The organism is Bacillus sp. BB081 (assembly GCF_008368895.1).
Taxonomy (GTDB): domain Bacteria; phylum Bacillota; class Bacilli; order Bacillales; family Bacillaceae_G; genus Bacillus_A; species Bacillus_A wiedmannii.
Genome location: NZ_QOZX01000014.1, coordinates 41,873 through 66,190 on the forward strand (window position 1 = coordinate 41,873; position 24,318 = coordinate 66,190).

At 35.8% G+C, this 24,318-nt stretch carries 28 protein-coding genes; 16 read left to right on the forward strand and 12 right to left on the reverse strand.

Annotated elements, in window-relative coordinates:
* Positions 1-15: 15 nt before the first annotated feature.
* The gene (locus DN394_RS06680) at positions 16-1,335 is read right to left on the reverse strand and encodes a Na+/H+ antiporter family protein (protein ID WP_098091977.1); all 1,320 of its coding nucleotides are present in this window, start codon (positions 1,333-1,335) and stop codon (positions 16-18) included.
* 131 nt (positions 1,336-1,466) lie between these two features.
* Positions 1,467-2,465, reverse strand: coding sequence for an alpha/beta fold hydrolase (locus tag DN394_RS06685; RefSeq protein ID WP_048546285.1), 999 nt, complete (start codon positions 2,463-2,465; stop codon positions 1,467-1,469).
* A gap of 121 nt (positions 2,466-2,586) precedes the next feature.
* Here DN394_RS06685 and DN394_RS06690 point away from each other — a divergent pair, with 121 nt between their 5' ends.
* Positions 2,587-3,063, forward strand: coding sequence for a ribbon-helix-helix domain-containing protein (locus DN394_RS06690; RefSeq protein WP_046957475.1), 477 nt, complete (start codon positions 2,587-2,589; stop codon positions 3,061-3,063).
* A gap of 121 nt (positions 3,064-3,184) precedes the next feature.
* Here the strand turns inward: DN394_RS06690 and DN394_RS06695 are convergent, their stop codons facing one another.
* Positions 3,185-4,774 (reverse strand): bifunctional metallophosphatase/5'-nucleotidase, encoded by a 1,590-nt coding sequence (locus DN394_RS06695; RefSeq protein ID WP_046957474.1) that lies wholly within the window; start codon positions 4,772-4,774, stop codon positions 3,185-3,187.
* A 201-nt stretch (positions 4,775-4,975) separates the two neighbouring features.
* On the opposite strand from DN394_RS06695, the gene DN394_RS06700 reads away from it, so the two are divergent.
* The 3 genes from DN394_RS06700 to DN394_RS06710 all read left to right on the forward strand — a co-directional run bounded on the left by DN394_RS06700 (position 4,976) and on the right by DN394_RS06710 (position 6,781).
* The gene (locus DN394_RS06700) at positions 4,976-5,239 is read left to right on the forward strand and encodes a YqkE family protein (RefSeq protein WP_098091975.1); all 264 of its coding nucleotides are present in this window, start codon (positions 4,976-4,978) and stop codon (positions 5,237-5,239) included.
* Between the two features lie 68 nt (positions 5,240-5,307).
* Entirely contained in the window at positions 5,308-5,832 is a 525-nt protein-coding gene (locus DN394_RS06705; RefSeq protein WP_098091974.1) for a GrpB family protein, read from the forward strand.
* A gap of 121 nt (positions 5,833-5,953) precedes the next feature.
* A complete protein-coding gene (locus DN394_RS06710; RefSeq protein ID WP_097915924.1) occupies positions 5,954-6,781 on the forward strand; it encodes an aldo/keto reductase in 828 nt (275 codons plus the stop codon).
* A 29-nt stretch (positions 6,782-6,810) separates the two neighbouring features.
* Here the strand turns inward: DN394_RS06710 and lolS are convergent, their stop codons facing one another.
* On the reverse strand, positions 6,811-7,725 hold the full coding sequence (lolS, locus tag DN394_RS06715) for an aldo/keto reductase (protein ID WP_046957472.1): 915 nt from the start codon (positions 7,723-7,725) through the stop codon (positions 6,811-6,813).
* 200 nt (positions 7,726-7,925) lie between these two features.
* Positions 7,926-8,060: a Z-ring formation inhibitor MciZ gene (mciZ, locus tag DN394_RS06720; RefSeq protein ID WP_000870297.1), complete on the reverse strand. Its 135-nt coding sequence runs from the start codon at positions 8,058-8,060 to the stop codon at positions 7,926-7,928.
* A gap of 74 nt (positions 8,061-8,134) precedes the next feature.
* Between mciZ and DN394_RS06725 the strand changes: the two genes are divergently transcribed.
* A complete protein-coding gene (locus DN394_RS06725; protein WP_000067040.1) occupies positions 8,135-8,674 on the forward strand; it encodes an NUDIX domain-containing protein in 540 nt (179 codons plus the stop codon).
* Between the two features lie 24 nt (positions 8,675-8,698).
* Here DN394_RS06725 and DN394_RS06730 read toward each other — a convergent pair whose 3' ends face one another.
* A complete protein-coding gene (locus DN394_RS06730; protein ID WP_000803489.1) occupies positions 8,699-9,250 on the reverse strand; it encodes a GNAT family N-acetyltransferase in 552 nt (183 codons plus the stop codon).
* Between the two features lie 155 nt (positions 9,251-9,405).
* Here DN394_RS06730 and spoIIM point away from each other — a divergent pair, with 155 nt between their 5' ends.
* From spoIIM to corA, 9 genes are all read left to right on the forward strand, one after another.
* Positions 9,406-10,023, forward strand: coding sequence for a stage II sporulation protein M (gene spoIIM / locus DN394_RS06735; RefSeq protein ID WP_223261357.1), 618 nt, complete (start codon positions 9,406-9,408; stop codon positions 10,021-10,023).
* A gap of 106 nt (positions 10,024-10,129) precedes the next feature.
* Entirely contained in the window at positions 10,130-10,585 is a 456-nt protein-coding gene (gene fur, locus DN394_RS06740) for a ferric iron uptake transcriptional regulator (protein ID WP_000392655.1), read from the forward strand.
* A 103-nt stretch (positions 10,586-10,688) separates the two neighbouring features.
* The gene (locus tag DN394_RS06745; RefSeq protein ID WP_001250432.1) at positions 10,689-10,919 is read left to right on the forward strand and encodes a YqzK family protein; all 231 of its coding nucleotides are present in this window, start codon (positions 10,689-10,691) and stop codon (positions 10,917-10,919) included.
* A gap of 6 nt (positions 10,920-10,925) precedes the next feature.
* A complete protein-coding gene (gene xerD, locus DN394_RS06750; protein ID WP_000390083.1) occupies positions 10,926-11,816 on the forward strand; it encodes a site-specific tyrosine recombinase XerD in 891 nt (296 codons plus the stop codon).
* 143 nt (positions 11,817-11,959) lie between these two features.
* Positions 11,960-12,703 carry a FixH family protein gene (locus DN394_RS06755; protein ID WP_141498571.1) on the forward strand — a complete coding sequence of 248 codons (744 nt, stop codon included), beginning with the start codon at positions 11,960-11,962 and terminating at the stop codon, positions 12,701-12,703.
* A 442-nt stretch (positions 12,704-13,145) separates the two neighbouring features.
* Positions 13,146-14,330, forward strand: coding sequence for a phosphopentomutase (gene deoB, locus DN394_RS06760; RefSeq protein ID WP_097917818.1), 1,185 nt, complete (start codon positions 13,146-13,148; stop codon positions 14,328-14,330).
* Positions 14,331-14,342: 12 nt separating this feature from the next.
* Complete coding sequence (locus DN394_RS06765) at positions 14,343-15,164, forward strand: purine-nucleoside phosphorylase (RefSeq protein ID WP_001078444.1); 822 nt, start codon at positions 14,343-14,345, stop codon at positions 15,162-15,164.
* Positions 15,165-15,171: 7 nt separating this feature from the next.
* Positions 15,172-16,476 (forward strand): pyrimidine-nucleoside phosphorylase, encoded by a 1,305-nt coding sequence (locus tag DN394_RS06770; protein ID WP_001243064.1) that lies wholly within the window; start codon positions 15,172-15,174, stop codon positions 16,474-16,476.
* A 62-nt stretch (positions 16,477-16,538) separates the two neighbouring features.
* Positions 16,539-17,501, forward strand: coding sequence for a magnesium/cobalt transporter CorA (gene corA / locus DN394_RS06775; protein WP_002008459.1), 963 nt, complete (start codon positions 16,539-16,541; stop codon positions 17,499-17,501).
* A 33-nt stretch (positions 17,502-17,534) separates the two neighbouring features.
* Here the strand turns inward: corA and DN394_RS06780 are convergent, their stop codons facing one another.
* Both DN394_RS06780 and DN394_RS06785 read right to left on the reverse strand, forming a co-directional pair.
* Entirely contained in the window at positions 17,535-18,824 is a 1,290-nt protein-coding gene (locus DN394_RS06780; protein ID WP_000676236.1) for an NCS2 family permease, read from the reverse strand.
* A 134-nt stretch (positions 18,825-18,958) separates the two neighbouring features.
* A complete protein-coding gene (locus tag DN394_RS06785) occupies positions 18,959-19,630 on the reverse strand; it encodes an SIMPL domain-containing protein (RefSeq protein ID WP_001161444.1) in 672 nt (223 codons plus the stop codon).
* 159 nt (positions 19,631-19,789) lie between these two features.
* On the opposite strand from DN394_RS06785, the gene DN394_RS06790 reads away from it, so the two are divergent.
* The gene (locus DN394_RS06790) at positions 19,790-20,209 is read left to right on the forward strand and encodes a MarR family winged helix-turn-helix transcriptional regulator (RefSeq protein ID WP_001003311.1); all 420 of its coding nucleotides are present in this window, start codon (positions 19,790-19,792) and stop codon (positions 20,207-20,209) included.
* A gap of 102 nt (positions 20,210-20,311) precedes the next feature.
* A complete protein-coding gene (locus tag DN394_RS06800) occupies positions 20,312-20,857 on the forward strand; it encodes a hypothetical protein (RefSeq protein WP_098091970.1) in 546 nt (181 codons plus the stop codon).
* 24 nt (positions 20,858-20,881) lie between these two features.
* Here DN394_RS06800 and DN394_RS06805 read toward each other — a convergent pair whose 3' ends face one another.
* From DN394_RS06805 to DN394_RS06820, 4 genes are read right to left on the reverse strand one after another with little or no spacing between them, the layout of a single operon-like run.
* The gene (locus tag DN394_RS06805; protein WP_098085093.1) at positions 20,882-21,946 is read right to left on the reverse strand and encodes an ABC transporter permease subunit; all 1,065 of its coding nucleotides are present in this window, start codon (positions 21,944-21,946) and stop codon (positions 20,882-20,884) included.
* A gap of 12 nt (positions 21,947-21,958) precedes the next feature.
* Positions 21,959-23,017: an ABC-2 transporter permease gene (locus DN394_RS06810; RefSeq protein ID WP_149293688.1), complete on the reverse strand. Its 1,059-nt coding sequence runs from the start codon at positions 23,015-23,017 to the stop codon at positions 21,959-21,961.
* Positions 23,007-23,888, reverse strand: coding sequence for an ABC transporter ATP-binding protein (locus DN394_RS06815; RefSeq protein ID WP_098091968.1), 882 nt, complete (start codon positions 23,886-23,888; stop codon positions 23,007-23,009). The genes DN394_RS06810 and DN394_RS06815 overlap by 11 nt, the downstream gene beginning before the upstream one ends.
* Entirely contained in the window at positions 23,854-24,273 is a 420-nt protein-coding gene (locus tag DN394_RS06820; protein WP_000548037.1) for a GntR family transcriptional regulator, read from the reverse strand. Before DN394_RS06820 ends, DN394_RS06815 begins: the two co-directional genes overlap by 35 nt.
* Positions 24,274-24,318: the final 45 nt, after the last annotated feature.

Genomic DNA, 24,318 nt, shown 5'->3' on the forward strand with positions numbered 1-24,318 from the left:
TATAAAACGCACCTTTTATAATGTAATTGCGGCAATAAAGCCGAATATAAGTAACGGTATATTATAATGCAGAAAAGTTGGTACACATGTATCCCATATATGATGGTGTTGACCATCAGCATTTAAACCGGATGTTGGCCCAAGTGTACTATCTGATGCTGGAGATCCCGCATCGCCTAGCGCTCCAGCTGTACCGATAATTGCAATTGTGGCCATTGGACTAAATCCAAGCTGCATGCAAAGAGGCACAAAAATTGTTGTTAAAATAGGGATGGTTGAAAAGGATGAACCAATTCCCATCGTAACGAGAAGTCCAATCACAAGCATAAGAAATGCAGCGAGTGGTTTGTTATTTCCAATTATATGTGCACTCGTTTGCACAAGAGATTCAACATGTCCTGTTTTTCGAAGAACAGCGCCAAATCCAGCGGCAGCAATCATAACAAAACCGATAAAGGACATCATGCGCATTCCGCTTGTTAATATCGCATCTGCTTCTTTAAGAGGTAGACTACCACTTACTGATAAGACGATAATCCCCGCTAAAGCACCGAAAATCATTGATTCTGTTGCTAATTGAACAGTTAATGTGGCTATGATAGATAACAATCCGAAAATAATGCTACGTTTTGTATAGGGAACGATTTCATTTGCGGTAGTATGAACTTGTTCTGTTTCATACGTACGAGGTTTCCGGTACGTAATGAATACCGCTACACATAATCCAATAATCATACCGATTGCTGGAATAGTCATTGCTTTTGGAATAAGTGCGACATCAAATGTAAGACCACTTTGCGCAGCATTTGTTTGCAATACGTCATGATAAATTTTTCCGAACCCTGCTGGAATCCACATATAAGGAGTAATCAATCCGAATGTAATAATACATGTAACAAGTCGGCGATCCACTTTCAGCTCATTTAATACTTTTAAAAGTGCTGGAATTAAGATAGGGATGAAAGCGATATGAACAGGAATCACATTTTGTGAGAAACAAGCCATCGTTAAAATGATGAATAAAATAAGTATTTTAGAATAAACTTGTTTTTTCGTGTCTTGTTCATTGCCAATCCATTTTAGTGCAGTTTGAATCATGGCATCTGGAAGTCCTGTTTTGGAAAGGGAAATAGCGAAACCGCCAAGCATTGCATAACTTAAAGCGATTGGAGCACTGTTTCCAAGGCCAGTTGTAAAAGTGTTAATAGTTTCTGAAATACCGAGTCCACCGATAATTCCGCCTGTTAAAGCTCCAACAATGATGGCGACAATGACCTGGACACGTAACAAACTAAGCAATAGCATAACTGCTACTGCGACGAGTACAGCATTCATAATAAATGTAATCTCCCTAAAATTTTATTGTGCTAAGGCAAGTAAATATGAAGCACTTTGCTATATTTATACATAGTTGTGACATATTATTATAAATTGTTTTCTATGAAATGTAAAAGAGCCTTTTGTTACTAATGTTGAAAAGCTAGCTCTTGTTTAATTGATTGTAAAGAATTGGCGAATAATTCTGGTTCTTCTAAATCAGGAGAATGTGCTGAATTTGGGAACCAAATCATTTTTTTTATGGGGGCTTCTATCACATCACAATATTCCTGAACGAGAGCATAAGGAGTTTGATAATCATAGCGACCAGAACAAAAATAAACCGGAATAGATAAGCTTGAAATAGAAGAAAAGAAATCGATTGTCAACATTTCTTCCCATAAAACGCCAGATTTTAAATTTCCTGCGAGAAACTTGAACCAATCTAATAGCGTATATTCAGGGGAAAAGAAGCCTTTTCGTATGAAAGAAAAGGAAGATCCGTTTTGGATTGCTCCGCCGAATGTGCCAAGCCACTTTCTTTGAATAATAAGGCGTCTCGTATCTAAAAATGGTGGTTTGCCTAATTTCAAAAGGGACGCTAATGCTTTTTTATGATCATGTTTTTTTGCAGAACGAATTAAATGCTGATATAGCAATTCTTCGTTTTGTTTCATATGTACAATCTGCCCAATACCGATGTAAGCCTCGATATACTGTGGATATTGATGTGCTATGTTAAGCCCAATAATGCTTCCCCAAGAATGACCAGCGAGAAATAGTTTCTGTTTATTGAACTTTTTAAGTACATATTGAATCACTTCTTTTGCATCGGAAACGAATTGTTCGATTGTAAAATTTGCTCCGAAATCTTTCATTGAAAAGGATTTACCTGCCCCGCGCTGATCCCAATTAATAACGATGAAGTGTTTCTCCAATTCTTTTTGAAAATGACGAATAAATCCAATTTGTGCCATGCCAGGTCCGCCATGACAACATAATAAAATTGGCTGCTCTATGTTTTGCCCGCGCATAAGGAGAGTTTGTTTTCGATTATGAATCATAACGCTTTCCATCGTAGCAATACTATTAGGAATGAGTTGTTTATTTTCATTATAAAACTGTGGGGTATAGCTACGAAAAAGCATATGGAAATCCTCCTTTTCTGAAATCGTATGAATCGCACAGGCTATTCGTTTTGCATATACTGTTAGAAAATCATTGTAACATACCATACTAGTGTCATTTCAACACGGGAGGAGGGAAATTGTGACGATTGGAGAAATTATAGATTGCTTAAATAGACGTGAATCCATCGCTATTATAGCAAAACGTCTTGAAATAAGCCCATATACATTATCAAAGAAATTAAGATTGATTGGATACGAATATGATGGAGAACAGAAGAAACGTATTTTTGTAGGAGATGGAGAAGAACCGCGTCACTTACAACTCCAAGAAGCGACAGCCCTTCAATATGCGAAAACGGATTATCAATTATTAATTTATGAGCAATTACAAAGTATTTATGAGTTATTAAGAAAGAGAGAAGAAGTAATTGTGCCCATTATGAGTATAAGTACAGAGAAAAAGAAACGTACCTTTTCTATTAATAAAGAAATATTAGCAAAATTAGACGTTATATCAGAATCGAAAGGAATTCAAAAATCTAAACTTGTAGAAGAGGCGTTACAACAATTTTTACAACAGTATGATTTTAACAAAACATCACACTTTGATAACTAAAGAAAAGGATACTATGTTCATTGTAAGAACGAGTATCCTTTTTAGGTTTTACTAATATTGTGGATTAAGTATAAGTGCGTATCCTTTACAATAAAATCTGGATCGCATATTAGGGAAATACTTAATTTACCTTTTGAATTCTTCCATCAATAACTGGCTGAATTGGTTCTTTTAATTGTTTTACATAATCGACTAGCGCTTCAAAGTCGTTTGGACCAGTTTCTGAATTCTTCCCATTTTTAAATGATACGAATCCGTCACCGCCAGAAGCTAAGAAAGCATTCGCAACTACGCTATACGTTTTAGATGGAGATAACTCTTCGCCATTTGTTAAGCGTATATTCGTAACCTTTTCACCGTTTGGTTTATTTGCATCCCACGTATATTGAATACCTGAAATTTGAAGCATTCTTGTTGTTCCTTTTTGCCATTGCTGATTTAAAATGTCGCGAATATCTTGACCTGTTAAATCGATTTTAATCAATTGGTTTCCAAAAGGCTGAACGCCATATAATTCGCCCCAAGTAATATCGCCAGCATCTACGTCATTACGAATGCCACCAGGATTCATAAGTGCGATTTGAGCTTGCATCGTTTGACGCTGTGCGTCGGCAATTACATTCCCAAGAGTAGATTCACCAGCATCATTTTGTTTACGGTCGATAGGTGCTGTAGATTTTCCTACAACTTCATTTACAAGTGGTGCGATTGTTTCTTTATATTGATCTATTTTTTGTTTTACTTGTTTATCAGGTTCCACACCTTCATGATATGTTGTAATCACTTCAGCTTTTTTCTTTACAATATCTTTTGTTTTACGATCAATTGTTACATCTACGTCTGAGAAAGCTGTTCCATAAGAGTTCGCTTGGACGATTAGTTTATTATTTACAGTACCATTTACATACGTGTGACTATGTCCACCGAAAATAACATCAACTTCCGAGTCTGTTTCATTTGCAATTCGAGTAAGCTCTCCATTTGTCACGCCAGACTCATCAGTTGTTCCGCCGACATGGGCAAGGACGACGATGGATTTAACACCGAGACGCTTTAATTGTTGCGCTGATTTATTAATTGCTTCTACTTCGTCAGTGATCTGTACATTTTTAAGCATAGTAGGCATCACGACATTTGGCGTATCAGTTGTAACAACGCCAATGAATCCTACAGGAACACCATCTACCATTTTTACAGTAAATGGTGGTAAAAATAAGCGACCAGTTGATTTGTTATAGAAGTTAGCAGCGACATAAGGGAAGTTAGCACCTTTGAAATTACCTGTTTTCTCGTGATATCCACCGTAAATGAGGCGTTTCATTTCATCGATACCTTCATCAAATTCATGGTTTCCGATTGTACCAACATCGAATTTTAAGTCATTTAAAAATTCAATCGTTGGTTCATCTTGTAACAACGCTGAAACTGGTGGACTAGCTCCGACGATATCGCCAGCATGTACGAGAAGTGTATTAGGGTTTTGCTTTTTACGTTCTTTTAAATAAGTAGCTAAGTAATCAGCGCCACCAGCTTCTTTGTTATTAATTTTTTTAACAGTATCTAGTTGTCCATGGAAATCATTAATACCAAGCATTTGTACGTCTACGTAGCGGTTTTGTTCAGCTGGAATCTGGGATGGGGGAGCGGCAAATACGCTTGAAAAAGTTATGGTGCTTAAAACGGCAACAGCAGGAATGATTTTTTTCCACATAATTCATTTCTCCTTTTTTTATAATCTGACATCATACGACATAATTTTAATAGATTCATAGGATTATATCTATATAAAAATTTAGTTTTTTCGAAAAATTAACATATTTACAAAAAGTGAATAATAGAGTAACGAACCTTTTTTATTGTCGAGTTCATTGTGTATCTACTATAATGGAGAAAAAAGTAAAAGGTGAGTAGCATGAAGAAAAAGAAACAAAGACAAATGCAAAGACAATCGCAAGTGAATAGACCAGAGAAAGAGTCGCTTACATTAGGCGATCAATTAAATGATTCACTCATGCAGCAATTAAAGAATAAGAAGAAAGAATTGCAAGTGAGAGAAGAAGAAAAAGAGGCAGCTGAACTGGAAAGAAAGCGCCAAGAACAAAAAGAACGTGAAAAGAATAAATCATTTGAAGAACTGTTAAGTGAAAGTAGCCTTACTTGGAAAGACTTTAAATAATATAAAAAATGATCAGTGCATACCGCTGATCATTTTTTTGACGAGCTTGTAAGAAAAGGGGAGTTTTAATGAGAAAAATTGTAGTCGTTCCGCATGAAAATCATTGGAATGAAAAATTTCAAATAGAGGCCGAACGATTAAAATCGGCGATGCCAGAAATGGTGAAAGTCCATCATATTGGAAGTACATCAGTGCCAGGACTGGCAGCTAAACCAATTATAGATATGATTATGGAAGTAGAGTGTATCGACAGAGTAGATCATTGGAATGAACGTTTTGAAGAGCTTGGTTATATCGTAAAAGGGGAAAATGGTATTTCAAGACGTCGTTATTTTATTCATGGAACTGAGGAAAAACGCTCGTATCACTTACACGTTTTTGAAAAAGGAAATCCTGAGATAGTAAGGCATTTAGCGTTTCGTGATTATATGATGGCTCATTGTGAAGAAGCAGAGGCATATGCAGCCTTAAAGAAAGAATTAGCCGAAAAATATACATATGATGGCACGTTATATACGGAAGGAAAAAATGAGTTTGTGCGTAGTGTTGATGAAAAAGCGAAAGAATGGAGAGAAGGAAATATGAATAATTGAGTTTGCGTTTTAGTGTATAAAATTATTATGTAAACTGTACATATGTTTTGACTTTTTGGTTGAATCTTGTTGAAATAAAGTGGTGGCTTATAAAAAATGTAAGAATGAAAGGGAGACGACTGTGCACATTCCAACAACTACACTTCATAATGGCGTAAAAATGCCGATGATTGGTCTAGGCGTTTATAAAGCGAAAGAAGGCGATGAAGTAAAACAAGCAGTAAAAACAGCGTTAGAAGTTGGATATCGTTCGATTGATACAGCAACTGTATATGAAAATGAAAGCGGTGTCGGAGAAGCGGTTCGTGAATCAGGGATTCCGAGAGAAGACATATTTATTACAACAAAAGTTTGGAACGACGATCAAGGATACGAGGAAACACTTGAGGCGTTTGAAAAAAGCTTAAAGAAATTACAAATGGACTATGTAGATTTATATTTAATACATTGGCCAATAAGAGGGAAGTATGTCGATACGTACCGAGCGCTAGAAAAACTGTATGAAGAAGGTAAAGTGCGCGCGATTGGTGTTTCAAATTTTCATAAACATCATTTAGAACTGTTATTACCAAATTGTAAAGTGAAGCCGATGGTCAACCAAGTGGAACTTCATCCGATGTTAGCGCAATTTGAATTGCGTAATTTCTGTCAAGGTGAGCAAATTCAAATGGAAGCATGGAGCCCATTAATGAGAGGCGGGGAAGTATTCGAGAACCCGATTATTCAGGCCGTTGCTACGAAATATGAAAAAACACCTGCGCAAGTTATATTAAGATGGGATATTCAGAGCGGGGTAGTGACGATTCCTAAATCTGTTACACCATCTCGCATTAAGGAGAATTTTTCTATCTTTGATTTTTCATTAACGGAAGAAGAGATGAATCAAATTAATACGTTAAATCGTAATTTACATGTAGGAACGAATCCGGATAAATATGATACGCTATAAAAAGACGCTACCAGTATGGTAGCGTCTTTTTAACGATGTAAAGCGTAAGTATCACATTTAGCAATTTGCTGAAGTTGTATATATTGAGCTGTTGTTAACTGTGTTTGTTTACTAGCCTGGGCATTTTCTTTCAATTGCCCAATAGAGCTTGCACCAGGTATAACAGCTGCAACAGTTTCGTTATGTAAGCAATATTGAATAGCTGTTCCTGTTAAAGAGCTTTCTCCGATTATTTCTTTTACATTCGCGAGTGTCGCATATAATTCATCGTAAGAATAAGAAAGATAATTCTTTTCTTTTACTCTTTCTATCTTTCTTGCATTATTATCAGTTAAAATTCCTTTTGCAAGTGGCCCACGAGCAATAATGCTAATTTGATGTTCACTTAGAAGTGAGAACCATTCTTCAGGGCGACGATTTAAAAGGCTATATTCCATTAGCACACTAATGATATTGGAACGTTTAGCATATTCACGGATAACATTTGGACGTATAGAAGAAATACCGTAATGACGAATAATACCTTCTTTTTTTAATTCTTCAAAGGCTTCAATTGTTTCATCTATTGGATCTTCAATCGTCCCGCCGTGAAGTTGATAAAGATCAATATAATCAGTTTGAAGTCTACGTAAACTTTCTTTCACTTCAGCCTTTATGTAATTTTTAGAAGGATCCCAAGACCACCCGTTTTTTTCTTCTGTCCATCGATTTCCAACTTTTGTTGTAAGAACAATTTGGTCTCGTTTCCCTTTTAAGGCTTTTCCAACAAATTCTTCGTTTAATCCATAATCATATAAATCCGCTGTATCAAAAAAATTGATTCCTAAATCGATTGCTTCATCGATAATACGCATAGCTTCTGTTTCAGATGTACCGAGAGACATACAGCCAAGTCCCATTTCTGTCACAAACAAATCTGAGTTTCCTAATTGACGTTTTTTCATAGGTCAACCTCCTTACCTTTATTGTACGCAAGGGAAAAGAGGTTGACAAACGTTTACTTTTTATCCCGCTTTAATGGGCAGTAAGACCCCCCACCTCAAAATTCAGCGAGAGCAAAGAAGTTAGGTGAGAAATCAACTGCCCATAAAAGTCCGATTGGTTCAACTAATAATCAGTGGGGGATGAAGAAAACCCCCACTGATTAAAGTTTCACTTTATTTGCTGTAATCCACTCTTGTACAGTTGTATACTCTTTTCCATATTGTTTTAGCTTATGGCGAATTTGCCATGCTTTTCCGACTAAAGTGACGCGATTTGGTAAAATATAAACTTTCATTTCTATCACGCTCCTTTCAATGTGGTAAAATGTATGAGGAAAGAATAGGAAATAGAACAGGGAGATGAAGTAGTATGAGTAATCTTGCAGAGAGAACAGTAAAAACTGAACCGATTTTTGATGGTAGAGTTATAAAAGTTCGTGTTGATGATGTAGTATTACCAAATGGAGCAATGAGTAAACGTGAAATTGTAAATCACCCTGGTGCAGTTGCTATTATTGCTATTACTGATGAGGGGAAAATTGTGCTTGTCGAGCAGTATCGTAAAGCGCTTGAAAAGGCGATTATAGAAATTCCGGCCGGCAAGTTAGAACCTGGTGAAAAACCTGAGGTGACAGCAGTTCGTGAATTAGAAGAGGAAACAGGATATGTATGTGAAAATATGGAGCTTATTACTTCTTTCTATACATCTCCAGGATTTGCAGATGAAATTTTATATGTATATAAAGCGACAGGTTTGACGAAAAAAGAAAATAAAGCCGAATTAGATGAAGATGAATTCGTGGAATTGATGGAAGTATCGTTAGAAGAAGCGATTATTCTTATGAAAGATCTTCGTATTCATGATGCGAAGACGATGTTTGCAGTACAATATTTACAACTACAAAAATAAACACTCGCCAAAGGCGAGTGTTTTTTAATTGATTTTTGCGTATACGCGTGCATCACGTAAGCTACCATCTGGTGCTATGAAATCATTTTCCATTGTACCTTCTAGAATAAATTCTAAACGTTCTGCTAGGTTACATGCATTTGCATTTGTTGCATCAGTACGAATTTCAATTCTTCTAGCACTTAGCTTATCAAAGGCAAATTGAATGGCACCTTTAATGGCTTCAGTCATATAGCCTTGTTTTGTATAAGCGCTATGCAGCCAGAAGTGAAGTGAAAACTTTGGAATATCCCAGTTTTCAGGCTTGAGCGTTATAGCTCCGATGAATGTACCAGATACTTTATCGTATAAGTGAAAATCAAGTGTTTCACGAAGTAAAAACTGCCCGTGAGCGTTACGAACGATTTCTTCAGCACTTTCTTCTGTTTCAGCGTTAATTGGCATCCACGGTACTAAGTCTTCTAGAGAAGCTTGGATTGCTTCATACACTTCTGCACCATCACCTGGAAATGGCTTACGAACTTGTAAGCGTTCAGTTTGAAATAATGTTGGAAAATCTAATAATAATGGTTTCAAGAGAAATCCCTCCTATTCTCTACTTTTTAGTTTAGCAAAGTAGAGCGGAATTTCAATGTTAATTCGTCATACTTTTTTCTTTCTTTCATACATTTTTAGTAAGAGTGTGAACGGAGGGAAGAAAAATGTGGAGAAAAACTTGGCAAGACCGTGTAATGTCTCACATACAGGAAAACTCTTCATTATATATATTTAACGCTGTTTTATTATTGATGGGAGTAATATTTGGGGCCATTCTTGTAAATAGTTTACAATTAAATCAAAAACAAGATTTATCATTTTATTTACAACGTTTTTTTGGACAAGTTTCTAAAGGAGAATTTGCTGTTGCGAGCGAAATGTTTCGAGAAAGTTACTTTTCGCAATTAAAATACATTGGATTTATTTGGATTTTGGGGATTTCAATTATTGGATTGCCACTTATTTTTATTTTATTATTTGTAAAAGGAGTAGTTGTCGGATTTACAGTAGGTTTTTTAGTAAGTCAGCATGGATGGAATGGATTATTATTAGCATTCGTTTCTGTATTGCCACAAAATCTCATTATTATTCCAGTATTTCTCGTTATGACAACAATTGCCGCAAGCTTTTCCTTACGGATGATTAGACATCAATTTATTCGGAAAATAACCGAACCGCTATTACCATTATTAATTCGTTATACATGCTTCTTTCTTGTAATCGGAGTAGTGTTAGCTCTTGCTTCTAGTGTAGAAGCTTATGCATCACCAGTTTTAATGAAAGAAGTCGTTGAGGCTATTAATAAACAATAAATACTTTTTGAGAATAATTATCAATTTGTTTTTATTGTTTTTCTTTTGACAGAAGCCCTTCTTCTGATATAATGGTGTAAGAGTGGCGAGGAGGGAGTAGTACCGAATGGAAGAAAGAATTGAACGAATTAAGAAGCAATTACATGCAGCGAGCTACAAATTAACACCGCAACGTGAAGCAACAGTTCGTGTGCTGCTAGAAAATGAAGAAGATCATTTAAGCGCAGAAGATGTTTACCTCCTTGTAAAAGAAAAGTCGCCAGAGATCGGATTAGCAACCGTCTATCGAACTTTAGAACTATTATCTGAGTTAAAAGTTGTCGATAAGATTAACTTCGGAGACGGTGTTTCACGCTATGACTTACGCCAAGAAGGTGCGCAGCGTTTCCACCATCATTTGATTTGTACACAATGTGGTGCTGTACAAGAAATACAAGAAGATTTACTTGGTGAAGTGGAAAGGAAAGTAGAACATGACTGGAGCTTTAAGGTGAAGGATCATCGTTTAACATTCCATGGGATTTGTAAAAATTGTCAAGAAAATGAAACGGATGAAAAATAACCTTTTCCTATTTAACTAGGAAGAGGTTTTTTATTTGAATAAGGTATAAATTGGTGAAAGCTTGGCATATGTTGTAATAACTTATATTTTGGAGGAATTTACAATGCGCCGAGCTTTAAAATTAACTTTTGATGGGATAAAAGTATTTTTATTATTTACAAGTTGTACGATTTTGTTTTATTTCGCTATACTATGGATAAATGAAGAATATGAAAGCTATCATCGTTATGAAAAGCCAAAAGAAGAGACTGTAGAAAAAGTATCAGGGAATGAAGAGCCGGCAAAGGATGCTTTCGTAAATAGAATGATGTTTTTCTATGAAAATGGGGAGTAGTGTAGATTGGAAGATCAATTAAAAGATTTTATTCATTATATGGTTGTCGAAAAAGGGCTAGCGAAAAATACAGTAGTATCTTATGAACGTGATTTAAAAAGTTATGTAAAGTATTTGCAAAATGTAGAACAGGCGAAAAGCTTTCATGAAGTGACACGCTTGCACATTGTTAATTTTCTGCAGCACTTAAAAGAAAACGGAAAATCTTCGAAAACATTAGCACGTCATATTGCATCGATTCGTTCGTTTCACCAATTTTTACTTCGTGAACGAGCGGTAGAGCACGACCCATCCGTACATATTGAAACGCCGCAAGGAGAACGGAAATTACCGAAAGTACTATCAATCGATGAAGTAGAGGCGTTACTTCAGACGCCAAAAATGACGAGTGCTTTTGGGGTTCGTGACAAAGCGATGCTAGAGTTATTGTATGCAACAGGACTTCGTGTTTCGGAATTAATTGCCTTAAATTTAGAAGATGTACATTTAACGATGGGATTTGTTCGTTGCATAGGGAAAGGGAATAAAGAAAGAATTATTCCACTAGGAAGTTTAGCGACGGAAGCGATTCAAAAGTATATTGAAAAGGGAAGAAGAGAATTGATGGGTAAAAAAGTAGTAGATGCACTCTTTTTAAACCATCATGGGAATCGATTATCAAGACAAGGATTTTGGAAAATTTTAAAACGATTGGCGAAAGAAGCAAATATTGAAAAAGAGCTTACACCGCATACGTTGCGCCATTCTTTTGCTACGCATTTATTAGAAAATGGAGCAGACTTGCGTGCTGTGCAAGAAATGCTTGGACATGCAGATATTTCAACGACGCAAATTTATACGCATGTTTCAAAAGCTAGATTAAAAGATGTATATAAACAGTTTCATCCGAGAGCATAGTTACTATGCTCTTTTTTCATAGATTCAAAAGGCTACAGTACTTCACAAAAACTTCACAAACATTTCGTACATTGTTTTCAGCAGAAGACTAGAATATTACAATGTATTTCCTCTATACTAAATAAGGTATGAAGGAGGAAATGATGATGAAAAAACTTATTATGACTTTATTTATCGCGATGCTAGCATTGGCTGGCTGTAATACAAACAAAGAAGAACCGAAAAAAGAACAGAAACTAGAAGCTGTAAAAGTAGCAGTTCAAACAAATCCGAAAGAAATTAAACCTGGTGAAAAAACAGAAGTACAAGCACTTGTTACACAAGGAAAAGAAAAAGTAACAGATGCTGATGATGTAAAGTTTGAAATTTGGAAAGCTGGCGACGAAAAGCACGAGATGTTAGATGGTAAGCATAAAGGAAAAGGTGTTTATGCAGTGGAGAAAACGTTCGAGACGGATGGAGTATACCATATTATCGCTCACACAAATGCACGTGAAATGCATGTTATGCCAGAAGTAAAAGTGGCTGTAGGAAATGCGAAAGTAGAAGATGTGAAAAAAGAAAATAGTGATCACGGTGCAGGGCATGGCGATCATAAAAGCGATACAATGATTCATCTTATGGCTGGTGATATAAAAGCAAATGCTGAATCGACTATGAAAGTTCATTTAAAACAAAAAGAAGAAGCGTTAACTGGTGCTGAAGTACAACTTGAGATTTGGAAAGATGGTGTTGAAAAACACGAATTTATTCCAGCGAAAGAAGGAAATAAAGGAGAGTATGAAACGAAACATACTTTCAAAGAAAACGGTTCTTACAAAGTGAAAGTTCATGTTAAAAAAGGTGAACTACATGAACATAAAGAAGAAACAGTAGAAGTAAAATAAAAAGTAGCTCTTTAGAGCTGCTTTTTATTTTTATTCCGTAAACGTCCAATTGATGAGGGCTTATAATCAGTGGAGAAGAACTCAACTCCTATTAATCAAAGTTTCACTTTATATGAAGAAATAAATCATAAAATAATTAGCACTTATTTGTATAATGGATTACAATAGAAGTGTGAAGAAAATGAGAAATTCTACGAAAATGTATTAAAAAGAAAGCGTAAACATGTTATGATATCTGTATCAGATGTCTGACATCTGACTTAGAGAAAACTAGAAATGTTTTTGAGTCGTTTCGAAGTAAACGAAATAGGTTAGAGAATCAATTAAAGAAGTACTGTTTGACAATGAGAACGAAAGAGAATTCTTATGGAGAACAGTTTCACTTTATAGCGTTTTGAACATACTACAAGAAGTAGAACTGAACTTATAGGAGGTCGCAGTTATGAATAAATATAAACGTATATTCCTAGTCGTAATGGATTCTGTTGGAATCGGTGAAGCACCAGATGCTGAGCAATTTGGTGATTTAGGATCTGACACAATTGGTCACATTGCTGAACATATGAATGGGTTACAAATGCCTAACATGGTGAAATTAGGCCTTGGTAACATTCGTGAAATGAAAGGTATCTCTAAAGTAGAAAAACCGCTTGGATATTATACAAAAATGCAAGAAAAATCTACTGGTAAAGATACAATGACAGGACACTGGGAAATCATGGGCCTTTACATTGATACACCATTCCAAGTGTTCCCTGAAGGATTCCCGAAAGAATTACTTGATGAATTAGAAGAAAAAACAGGCCGTAAAATTATCGGTAATAAGCCAGCTTCTGGAACTGAAATTCTTGATGAACTTGGTCAAGAGCAAATGGAAACAGGCTCTTTAATCGTTTACACTTCCGCAGATAGCGTACTACAAATTGCAGCACACGAAGAAGTAGTGCCACTTGATGAGTTATATAAAATTTGTAAAATTGCACGTGAACTAACGTTAGATGAGAAGTACATGGTAGGACGTGTTATCGCTCGTCCGTTCGTTGGAGAGCCAGGAAACTTCAAACGTACACCAAATCGTCATGACTATGCGTTAAAACCATTTGGTCGCACAGTAATGAATGAACTAAAAGATAGCGATTATGATGTAATTGCTATTGGTAAAATCTCTGACATTTATGATGGAGAAGGGGTAACTGAATCACTTCGTACGAAATCAAATATGGATGGAATGGACAAGCTTGTAGATACATTAAACATGGACTTTACAGGTCTTAGCTTCTTAAACTTAGTTGACTTTGATGCATTATTTGGACACCGCCGTGATCCACAAGGGTACGGAGAAGCTCTGCAAGAGTATGATGCTCGTCTTCCAGAAGTATTCGAAAAACTAAAAGAAGATGATTTATTATTAATTACAGCAGACCACGGTAATGACCCAGTACATCCTGGTACTGATCATACACGTGAATACGTACCGTTATTAGCATATAGCCCAAGCATGAAAGAAGGCGGACAAGAATTAGCACTTCGTCAAACATTTGCTGATATTGGTGCAACGGTAGCAGAAAACTTCGGCGTGAAAATGCCAGAACACGGAACAAGCTTCTTAAACGAGCTAAAGAAATAGGGGGATAAACAAATGAATCGTGAACTTATTACAAAATCAGCTTCATACTTAAAAGAGAAATTTCAAGAAACGCCACAAGTAGGACTAATCCTTGGATCTGGACTAGGTGTATTAGCAGATGAAATCGAGAACGCAGTAACAGTACCTTACAGTGAAATCCCTGAATTCCCAGTATCAACTGTAGAAGGTCATGCAGGTCAACTAGTATTCGGTACACTTCAAGGTGTAACAGTAGTAGCAATGCAAGGACGTTTCCACTTCTATGAAGGATACGACATGCAAAAAGTAACATTCCCAGTTCGTGTTATGAAAGAACTAGGTGTAGAAACAGTTGTTGTAACAAATGCAGCTGGTGGTGTAAATACATCATTTGAGCCAGGCGATCTTATGTTAATTTCAGACCACATTAACTTCATGGGTACAAACCCATTAATCGGACCGAATGATTCTGAAATGGGCGTACGTTTCCCTGATATGTCTACATCATATACGACAGAACTTCGTGAAATGGCGAAACAAGTTGCAGCGGACTTAAATATTAAAGTACAAGAAGGTGTATACGTTGGAATGACAGGTCCTGTATATGAAACACCTGCTGAAATTCGTATGCTTCGTACACTTGGCGGAGATGCAGTTGGTATGTCAACAGTACCTGAAGTAATTGTAGCGCGTCATGCTGGTATGAAAGTACTTGGTATTTCTTGTATTTCAAATATGGCAGCTGGTATTTTAGATCAGCCACTTCATCACGATGAAGTAATCGAAACGACAGAACGTGTTAAAGCTAACTTCTTAGCATTAGTAAAAGCAATCGTAAAACAAATGAAGGGGTGACCTCACAATGAGAATGGTGGACCTAATTGCAAAAAAACGTGACGGACATGCATTAACGACAGAAGAAATTAACTTTATTGTTGAAGGATATACGAATGGTGATATTCCTGATTACCAAGTAAGTTCACTTGCAATGGCAATTTTCTTCCAAGATATGAACGATCAAGAACGTGCTGATTTAACGATGGCAATGGTAAATAGCGGTGATACAATCGACTTATCAGCTATTGAAGGGATAAAAGTAGATAAGCACTCAACAGGTGGTGTTGGTGATACAACAACACTTGTGTTAGGTCCATTAGTAGCCGCTTTAGGTGTACCAGTTGCAAAAATGTCTGGACGTGGGTTAGGACATACTGGTGGTACAATTGATAAATTAGAAGCAGTTCCAGGATTCCATGTTGAAATCGAAAATGATGAATTCATGCGACTTGTAAATGAAAACAAAATCGCAGTTATTGGTCAAAGTGGAAACTTAACACCTGCGGATAAAAAGTTATATGCACTTCGTGATGTAACGGCAACAGTAAACTCAATTCCGCTTATTGCAAGTTCGATTATGAGTAAAAAAATTGCTGCTGGTGCAGATGCAATTGTTCTTGATGTAAAAACTGGAGCAGGTGCATTTATGAAAACAGATGAAGATGCAAAACGTTTAGCAGAAGCAATGGTGCGCATTGGTAATAACGTTGGTCGTAATACGATGGCTGTTATTTCTGATATGAGTCAACCACTTGGTGAGGCGATTGGTAACGCACTTGAAGTACAAGAAGCAATTGATACATTACAAGGTAAGGGGCCGAAAGATTTAGAAGAGTTATGTTTAACGCTTGGAAGTCAAATGGTATACCTTGCTGGACAAGCTTCATCTTTAGAAGATGCACGTGAGAAATTAATTGAAGTAATGAACAACGGTAAAGCGCTAGAATCATTTAAAACGTTCTTATCAGCGCAAGGCGGAGATGCTTCTGTTGTTGATGATCCTTCTAAATTACCACAAGCACAGTTTAAAATTGAAGTAGAAGCGAAGGAAGACGGTTATGTATCAGAAATCGTTGCAGACGAAATCGGAACAGCAGCAATGCTTTTAGGAGCAGGACGTGCGACGAAGGAATCTGAAATTGATTTAGCAGTTGGCTTAATGCTTCGCAAAAAAGTAGGGGACAGCGTGAAAAAAGGTGAATCCCTTGTTACAATTTACGCAAACCGTGAAAATGTGGAAGATGTAAAAGCAAAAATTTATGAGAATATGAAGATTGCTAACGAACATGTAGATGCACCAACATTAGTGCACGGCATCGTTACCGAATAATAAAAAAGGGCCAAGGAGTATTTCTCCTTGGCTTTTTTTGCTATTTTTTGTTTATAATAATAATGGGTGAAATTATGATTAGAATTTGTGCAATAACAAAAACAGATGAAGTATTATATGATGTTTCGCTAGAAGAAACAACGAAAGACCATATTGTATGGTATTGGCTAGATTTATATAAGCCAACGAAAGAAGAGTATACATACATTTTGCAAGATCATTTTAAGTTCCATCCCCTTGCAATTGAAGACTGTATAGAATATGTACAGAGACCAAAAGTTGATTTTTATGATGGATATAACTTTTTAGTTCTTCATGCATTTGGTGAGGATGGATTAGAACCGCACGAGATCGATTTATTTATTAGTGATCGTTTTATTGTTTCTTTCCACTTTTCTCATAACAATGCAATCGAAAGAGTATGGAAAACACTTGGAGAAAAGAAGCGTATTAAAAATAGTCCTTTACACGTAGCGCATACAATTATCGACCAAATTGTAGATGACTATTTTGCGCCTGTATATTACATTGAGGATCATTTAAATGCAATTGATGATAATTTAACGGGTGAGACAGCAGGAAGTGTATTAGAAGAAGTATTTGATATACGTGCAGATTTATCGAAGCTAAGGCGCACAATCATTCCGATGCGTGATTTATTGTATCGTATTTTAAATTCGACTCGTTTTTACGGTATAAGTGATCATGAGATTTATTTTAAAGATATACATGACCATTTGCTTAAACTGACAGAAATGATTGAGGCAAGCCGCGAGTTAACGGCAGATATTCGGGATAGCTATTTTTCATTAAACTCACATCATATGAATAACATTATGAAAACATTAACTGTATTCTCGACTATTTTCATGCCATTAACATTTATTGCGGGAGTATACGGAATGAACTTTACGCATATGCCAGAGCTTGGTGGACAATATAGTTATTTTATTTGTCTACTTCTAATGGCGCTAATTGGCGGTGGGATGATGGCTTGGTTTTACAAAAAAGGATGGTTTAAGTAAAAAACACCGAGGGAAATTCCTCGGTGTTTTTACTTAACCAATAGCATGTAATACAAACATGGCTAAGAATAAGCATGTAACGATATACATAGACGGTGCGACTTCTTTACGCTTTCCAAGAGCAATTTTTAAGATAGGATAAGCAATAAATCCGAACGCAATGCCATCAGCGATACTATATGTGAGCGGGATCATGACGATAATTAAGAACGCTGGAAATCCTTCTGAAAAATCGTTCAGAGGAATTTGCTGAATGCTTGTAATCATCAGGCCGCCAATAATAATTAAGATTGGTGCAATGGCACTATCAGGAATTAGTTTCACAAACGGAAGTGCAAACAGTGATGCGAAGAATAACAACCCTGTAACGATAGACGTCAGACCTGTCTTTCCGCCTGCAGTAATACCTGCAGCACTCTCTACTGTTGATACGGTAGGGCTTGTGCCAAATAGACCACATGTCATTGCTGAAATTGCATTGGCTTGGTAAGCACGTGGGAATTTACGGTCATCTTCTAATAAACCGTGCAGAAGTCCCATGTTCTCAAAAATAAGCACCATGCTTAAGGAGAATGTTGCAATCCAAAACGGTAAGGAAGAAAGTTTGCCAAATGACATAGCTCCAAACACATCGCCGTAATTAGCGAATGAGAATGAACTATTTCCGATTTGACTTGTATCAACAAGACCAAATAGCCATGCAATACCAGTTCCTATTGCAATCGTCCATAAAAAGCTTCCACGTACGTTACGAATAAATAGTACAAGTGCAACGATAAGAGTAAGTAGTGTCGCAAGAACGACAGGGTTACTTAATTTACCCATTGCAACAGCAGTATTTGGATTCGAAACGACTAAACCACCTTTTTGCAATCCGATAAATGCTAAAAATAATCCGATGCCGACAGTAATAGCTTCTTTTAATGACTTTGGAATCGATACTGAAAGCACGCGAGCGATTGGTGTAAACGCAGCAATTGCAAAAATAATACCAGAGATGAAGACAGCTGCTAATGCTTCCTGCCAAGCTAATCCGAGCGTATGCACAGCAGTGTACGTGAAGAATGCATTTACGCCCATACCAGGGACAAGAATAGCAGGTGCATTTGCCCAAAATGCCATGAGCAGACATCCGACAAATGAACTGAAAACAGTTGCTAAAATTCCAGCTTCAAGAGGAATGCCAGCATCCGATAAAATTGATGCATTTACAATCATAATATATACGATTGTGAAAAATGACGTAACTCCAGCTAAAACTTCTTGTTTTGGTGATGTTTCGTGTAAACCTAATTTAAATGTTCTTTCAAGTATTCCTTTCATGTTAAACCTTCTTTTTCATATCCCTCTCCCACCCGTGATATCTCTTTTGTAAGAGCTCACCGTCCTTTATTATATCAGAACATCATGTTTTTACAACAAGGAAAATGATAACGTTTACTTATAAAAGAAATTATTTATAAATACGTAAAAATGGCTCGTATTGTTGAAATGATTTCTAATTCTCCTGATTGAATGGGCGGAGCTGCTTGCGCATGTAAAGTAGCATAGGACGTCACTTCCCGTGGTAATTGGGCGGATTCTTCAACGAATGAGAGTGGAACTGGATTAATGTTTAAATTGTATGTACTCGCAATAGCACGAGCTTTTTCTACCGCTTGTTGCAGAGCTTGAATGAGAGCTTGCTCATAATATTTATTTGGATGAGATATTCGAAAACGTAACCCTTTTGCTAAGTTTGCTCCATTTGAAACAGCTATATCATATACTTCCCCTGCTTTTTGTACATTTAAAACGGTAATTTCATACAAATGTTCCACACGATATCCTTGTAGTAATGCTTTATCATTTACATATTCGTACTGGGGCGTAATCGTATATGAAATGGTTTCTATATTTTTGTCGGCAATACCTAGTTGTTTTAGTGCATCTAATAATTGTTTTGATTGCACTGCATTCTCTTCTTGTGCCTGTTTTACATTTTTATGATCTGTACGAATACCAATCGTTAATATAACAACATTTGGTTTTGCTTTTACAACGCCTTCACCTTGCACCGTAATGGTAGCTTCTTTACCAGTATTAGCCGTACGTACGTTGTGTAAATAAGGATTCATTCCACCTTGCATCTTCCATCACCATCCTTATTTATATGTATATGTGTGAACAAAAAAGAAATTTGTATGAAAAAGTTACATAAATGAGAATGTTAAAGAAAGAAAGCATATACAATAAGGGTATTTATAGATTATAATATGTGTAAATATGATAAAAAAGGGACGAGGCTAGTGAACGAAAAAAGAGAAACACTGATTTTAGAGTTATCCGGATCATTTCGAAAGATGATACGTTTATTACAAAATGATATTAATACACGTTTTGCAGAACATATGCCATACAATGAATTTTCTGTATTACGCGCGTTATTTTTAAACAGTCCACAGATGGCTTCGCAAATTGCGAGTGAAGTAAACGTAACCTCTAGTCATATTACAGCTGTTACTGATCGTCTCGTACGAAAAGGGTTTGTAGAAAGAAAGCGTTCAAATTCAGACCGTCGTATCGTGTACCTAGAAATTACAGAACACGGAAGAGAAGTAACTGAAAAACTTGAAGCTGTGCGTAAAGAATATTATAAAGAGAAATTTAAAGGTTGGAGCGACCAAGAAATCGAAATGGTGTTAGAGCTATTTGGCCGCGTATTATAATAAATGAGGATAGGAAGCGAAAGCTTTCCTATCCTTTTTCTTTTGAATAAAAAAATTTTGAAACTCCAATACTTTAATTAAAAAGAATCGGAGTGAAAAATTATGAAACGTATTTGTACGCTTTTCATTATGATTGGAAGTTTTTTCTGCTTTAATCAGTTCGCGGATGCGGCTACGCCTCTTCAAGTCGTTCAAAAAGAATTACAACATATTTCAAATAAGCAACCTGTTTTATATTCAAAGCTATGGATTCGTTCAATGCAGAATGCTATTTTATTTCATCATAGTGATAACATTCGGCATGAAGATACGATCAGTAATGTAACAAAGTCTTCTCTTGTAAAAGTAAAACAACTTCCACTTCAGAAAGCATCACAGTATATCCCGAGATTATCGCAATATATTTCTAAGTTTGAGGCTGAGAATGTGCAAGTGTATTATGTTGCAGCTCGTTATGAAGTGAAAAAAGAAAATCCGTATCAGTTAAATGGCATGAATTATTTTATGCAAGTGTTTATTCAACAAGGAGGAGAATGGAGAATTGCTGAAAGTATAGTTGCTCCAACAGATCAAATCGTCGCAAATGGTGACGGGTTTGGAACGAAGCAAGAAAAAGAGTATGGGAAAAGAAGAGAGAATGTGAAATAACCTCCTCATGAAGAGGAGGTTATTTTATTTAAAATTCCAAGAGAATTTCCATTTTAATATTTTAGGCAGGAAGAAATACGTAATGAAACTAGTCACCAAAAATCCGATGTAAAAGCTGGACAATGAGTGAGTACTACTTAATGTTAAACCTCCAACGATTCCAATCAGTAAAATAGCACATATGATAATTGCTTTTTGTAGTCTCGGATATAATATGAAGTTACCATTTCGCTCATTGACGGAACGAACATATAAATATATACCAAGTGGTAATAAAATAATAATATGTGCAATAGGTCCAATCAATGTTTTGGCTGAAGGAATGTATGAAAAATTGGGTTCATCATGACGAACGCCTTTAGGATCGGTGTAAGCATTTTGTGGATTGTAATCAAATACAATATTAAATTCTTCTGCTGGGCTAGAAATACGTAAATTTTCCGTTATATTGTTTATTTTATTATAAATCTTTTCCCCATCTGCGTTAGAATGAACACTAATTACCCCTACCATAAGAGATGGAAGTAAGAATGGAAAAATGATTATTATAGCAGAAATAATTCCTTGGGATACGATATTTCCAGCAACTGTTCCTATACATAATGCAAGTGTATAAATAGCAATTAGTACAATTAACATATACAGAAAGTACGTATGGAATGGGGAAAAGATTTGATATTTATTATGAAAAGTTGTTTTTTTCATAATGGCAAATAATCCCCAGTTTAAAACGATAATTGCAACAATATTACAGATTCCAAACAACCACTTTGTTATATAGAGGTGTGAACGTTTAAAGGGCATAGACCATAACAAATCGCTAGCGTTATTTTGCCTTTCCCATCCAATTAAAGTGCAGGCTAGAACGATCAGTATGCTACCTAACAACAAGACAGGATTTAAAAGTGTTAAGTTAAAGTGGTAATGATATATATAGTTCCATGCTTTGTTCATCTTTAAATATTGTTGTTGTTCAATAGAAGCCATATAGTACATATATGATAAAGTATAGAAACTGCTGAGCCACAATAGCCATACAACATATTTACTTTGTTGATATGTTCTTAGCCACAATGCTTTTTGAAACATAGGATCCCTCCTTTAAAAAAATTTATAATTTGTTAGTCGTGATAATGCGACATAGGTAATGATTCCAGCTATAAAAAAACTGATATAGTAGCTAGGTAAGAAATGAAATTGATTCATTTTATAGCCACCTAATAGTGCAAAATAAATGGTTGTCCCCCATATCCATATTTTTAAATACTTTTGGAAAATAAATATTTTTTGACTGTTTTCATTTGGTGATCGTGAATATAAATATGCGCCAAGTAATAGGTTAACTATTGTATAAAAAATAGGGACTAACATCGACTTAGCCGAATAATAGTGATAAGATGCTGGATCTCTTAAAGTAGTTGGGTCTTTTTCCTTTTTTCGTGATACTGGATCATAGTCGTAAGTGATAGAAAATCGATATATTGGTGCAACTATATTTGTTTTTTGATTGATTTCATAAAGTTGTTGATATAAGTCATTATTTTTAGGAGCTATAGCATCTAAATGTTGTATTGTATGGTTGTACGCTAATGATATGAATGTAAGCCCCATTAGAAGCCACGGAATACAAAATACAAATTGTGAAACAATGCTTCCAGTAAAAGTACCGATACATAATGCAGTTGTATAAACTGCAACATAAGAAACAATTGCATAAAGAAAGTATCGATGAAACGGACTGAAAGATTGGTAATCAAAATGAATGGTTGTTCTATAAATAGCGTACATAAGGATCCAGTTTACAAGCAGAGACCCTATAATCCAGAATGAACCGAAAGCCCATTTAGAAAAGAAAATATCTTTTCTTGTAAATGGCATTGCCATTAGGGTATTAGACTGGTTATTACGTTCCCATCCTATAAATAAACAAGCTAAGCAAATAATAAGAAAAGTTAGCCGAAAATTATTACCTGTCTTTGACCAAAATTCATAATAGTAATAGAACGTTCCTTTTTCTTGCAATCTATAATAATTAGCAAGTTGTACCTGAGCACTTCTATAGTAACCAAAAGATAACAAGTAAAGCGAACTAAAGAAGAATAGCAACACAGCATATTTCCCGCGCTTCCAATTCCACATCCACAACGCCTTATGAAACATACCCATCCTCCTCTAGTGTCGTAACGAAGACATCTTCAAGTGACATTGTTAATTCTTCAATGATTATAGGTTGTTCTTTATAAAACTTCTCCAGTGTTGCAGCCACATTTCCCTCAATTAAGATTGTATATACTTTTCCTGTTTGATTTAATATTTTAATATTGCTTAAGTTTTCTAGTTTTTGAGGTAATGAACGTTCGTAAGCTACTTGTATTTTTGCAAATCGTGATTTGGCATCGTCTAGTGATGTAATAGAAGATATAGTATGGCCTTTTAATATAATAATTGTATCTGCAATTTGTTCCACTTCATCTAAATGGTGAGTTGAGATGAAAATGGTAATCTCTTTTTCTGCAACTTCTCCAACGAGAAACTGCAAAATCTGCCTTTTAACGATAGGATCAAGTCCGTTTGTCGGTTCATCCAAAATGATATATTCTGCTTTTGTAGAAACGGCTAAAATGATGGCAAGTAATGCTTTCATGCCTTTTGAATAACTACGAATTCGTTTGTTTGGTAAGTTAAAACGTTCTAACAGTTTATAGAAATATGCTTCATCAAATGCGGTATAAACTTCTTTATAAAACTTTACAATTTCTTTTACCGTATATCCGTTCAGTATGTTAGTAGAATCAGGGACATATACAATTTTTTGCTTTATTTCAGGACACTGATGAATGTTTGTATCTTCATATGTAACAGTCCCGGCATCAGGGTCTAAAATACCGACCATCGTTCGTAATAAAGTTGTTTTCCCCGCACCGTTTCTTCCGAGTAATCCGATGATACTTCCTCTTTGTAATGTGAAAGAAACATCATCTAAAATCGTTTGATTATCAATTGTTTTCTTCAAGCTTGTCACTTTCAACATCCGCATTTCCTCCAATCTCTTTGTAGTATGAATCTATCCAATCATGTATTTTATCTTTCGTAACACCAAGATAAGAGGCTTCTAATAGTAATTGATGAAATTGCTTTTCAACCATAGCGATTTTCCTTTCGTCTAATGTTGGGGTAATCGATTGGGATACAAATGTTCCTTTTCCTCGTAATGTTTCAATAATCCCCTGTCGCTCTAACTCTTGGTACGCTTTACTCACTGTGTTTGGATTTATAACGAGTAAAGAAGCGAGTTCGCGTACAGAAGGTAGTTTGTCACTTGGGGCTAACATGTTCTTCAATACGAGTTCTTTTATATTTTGAACAATTTGTTCCCATATCGGAGTGTTGCTTCTTGGATCAAGTTGAATATGCAAGAGCAATGTCTCCTTTCTCGTGTGTATTAAGTGTACTACTGTGTG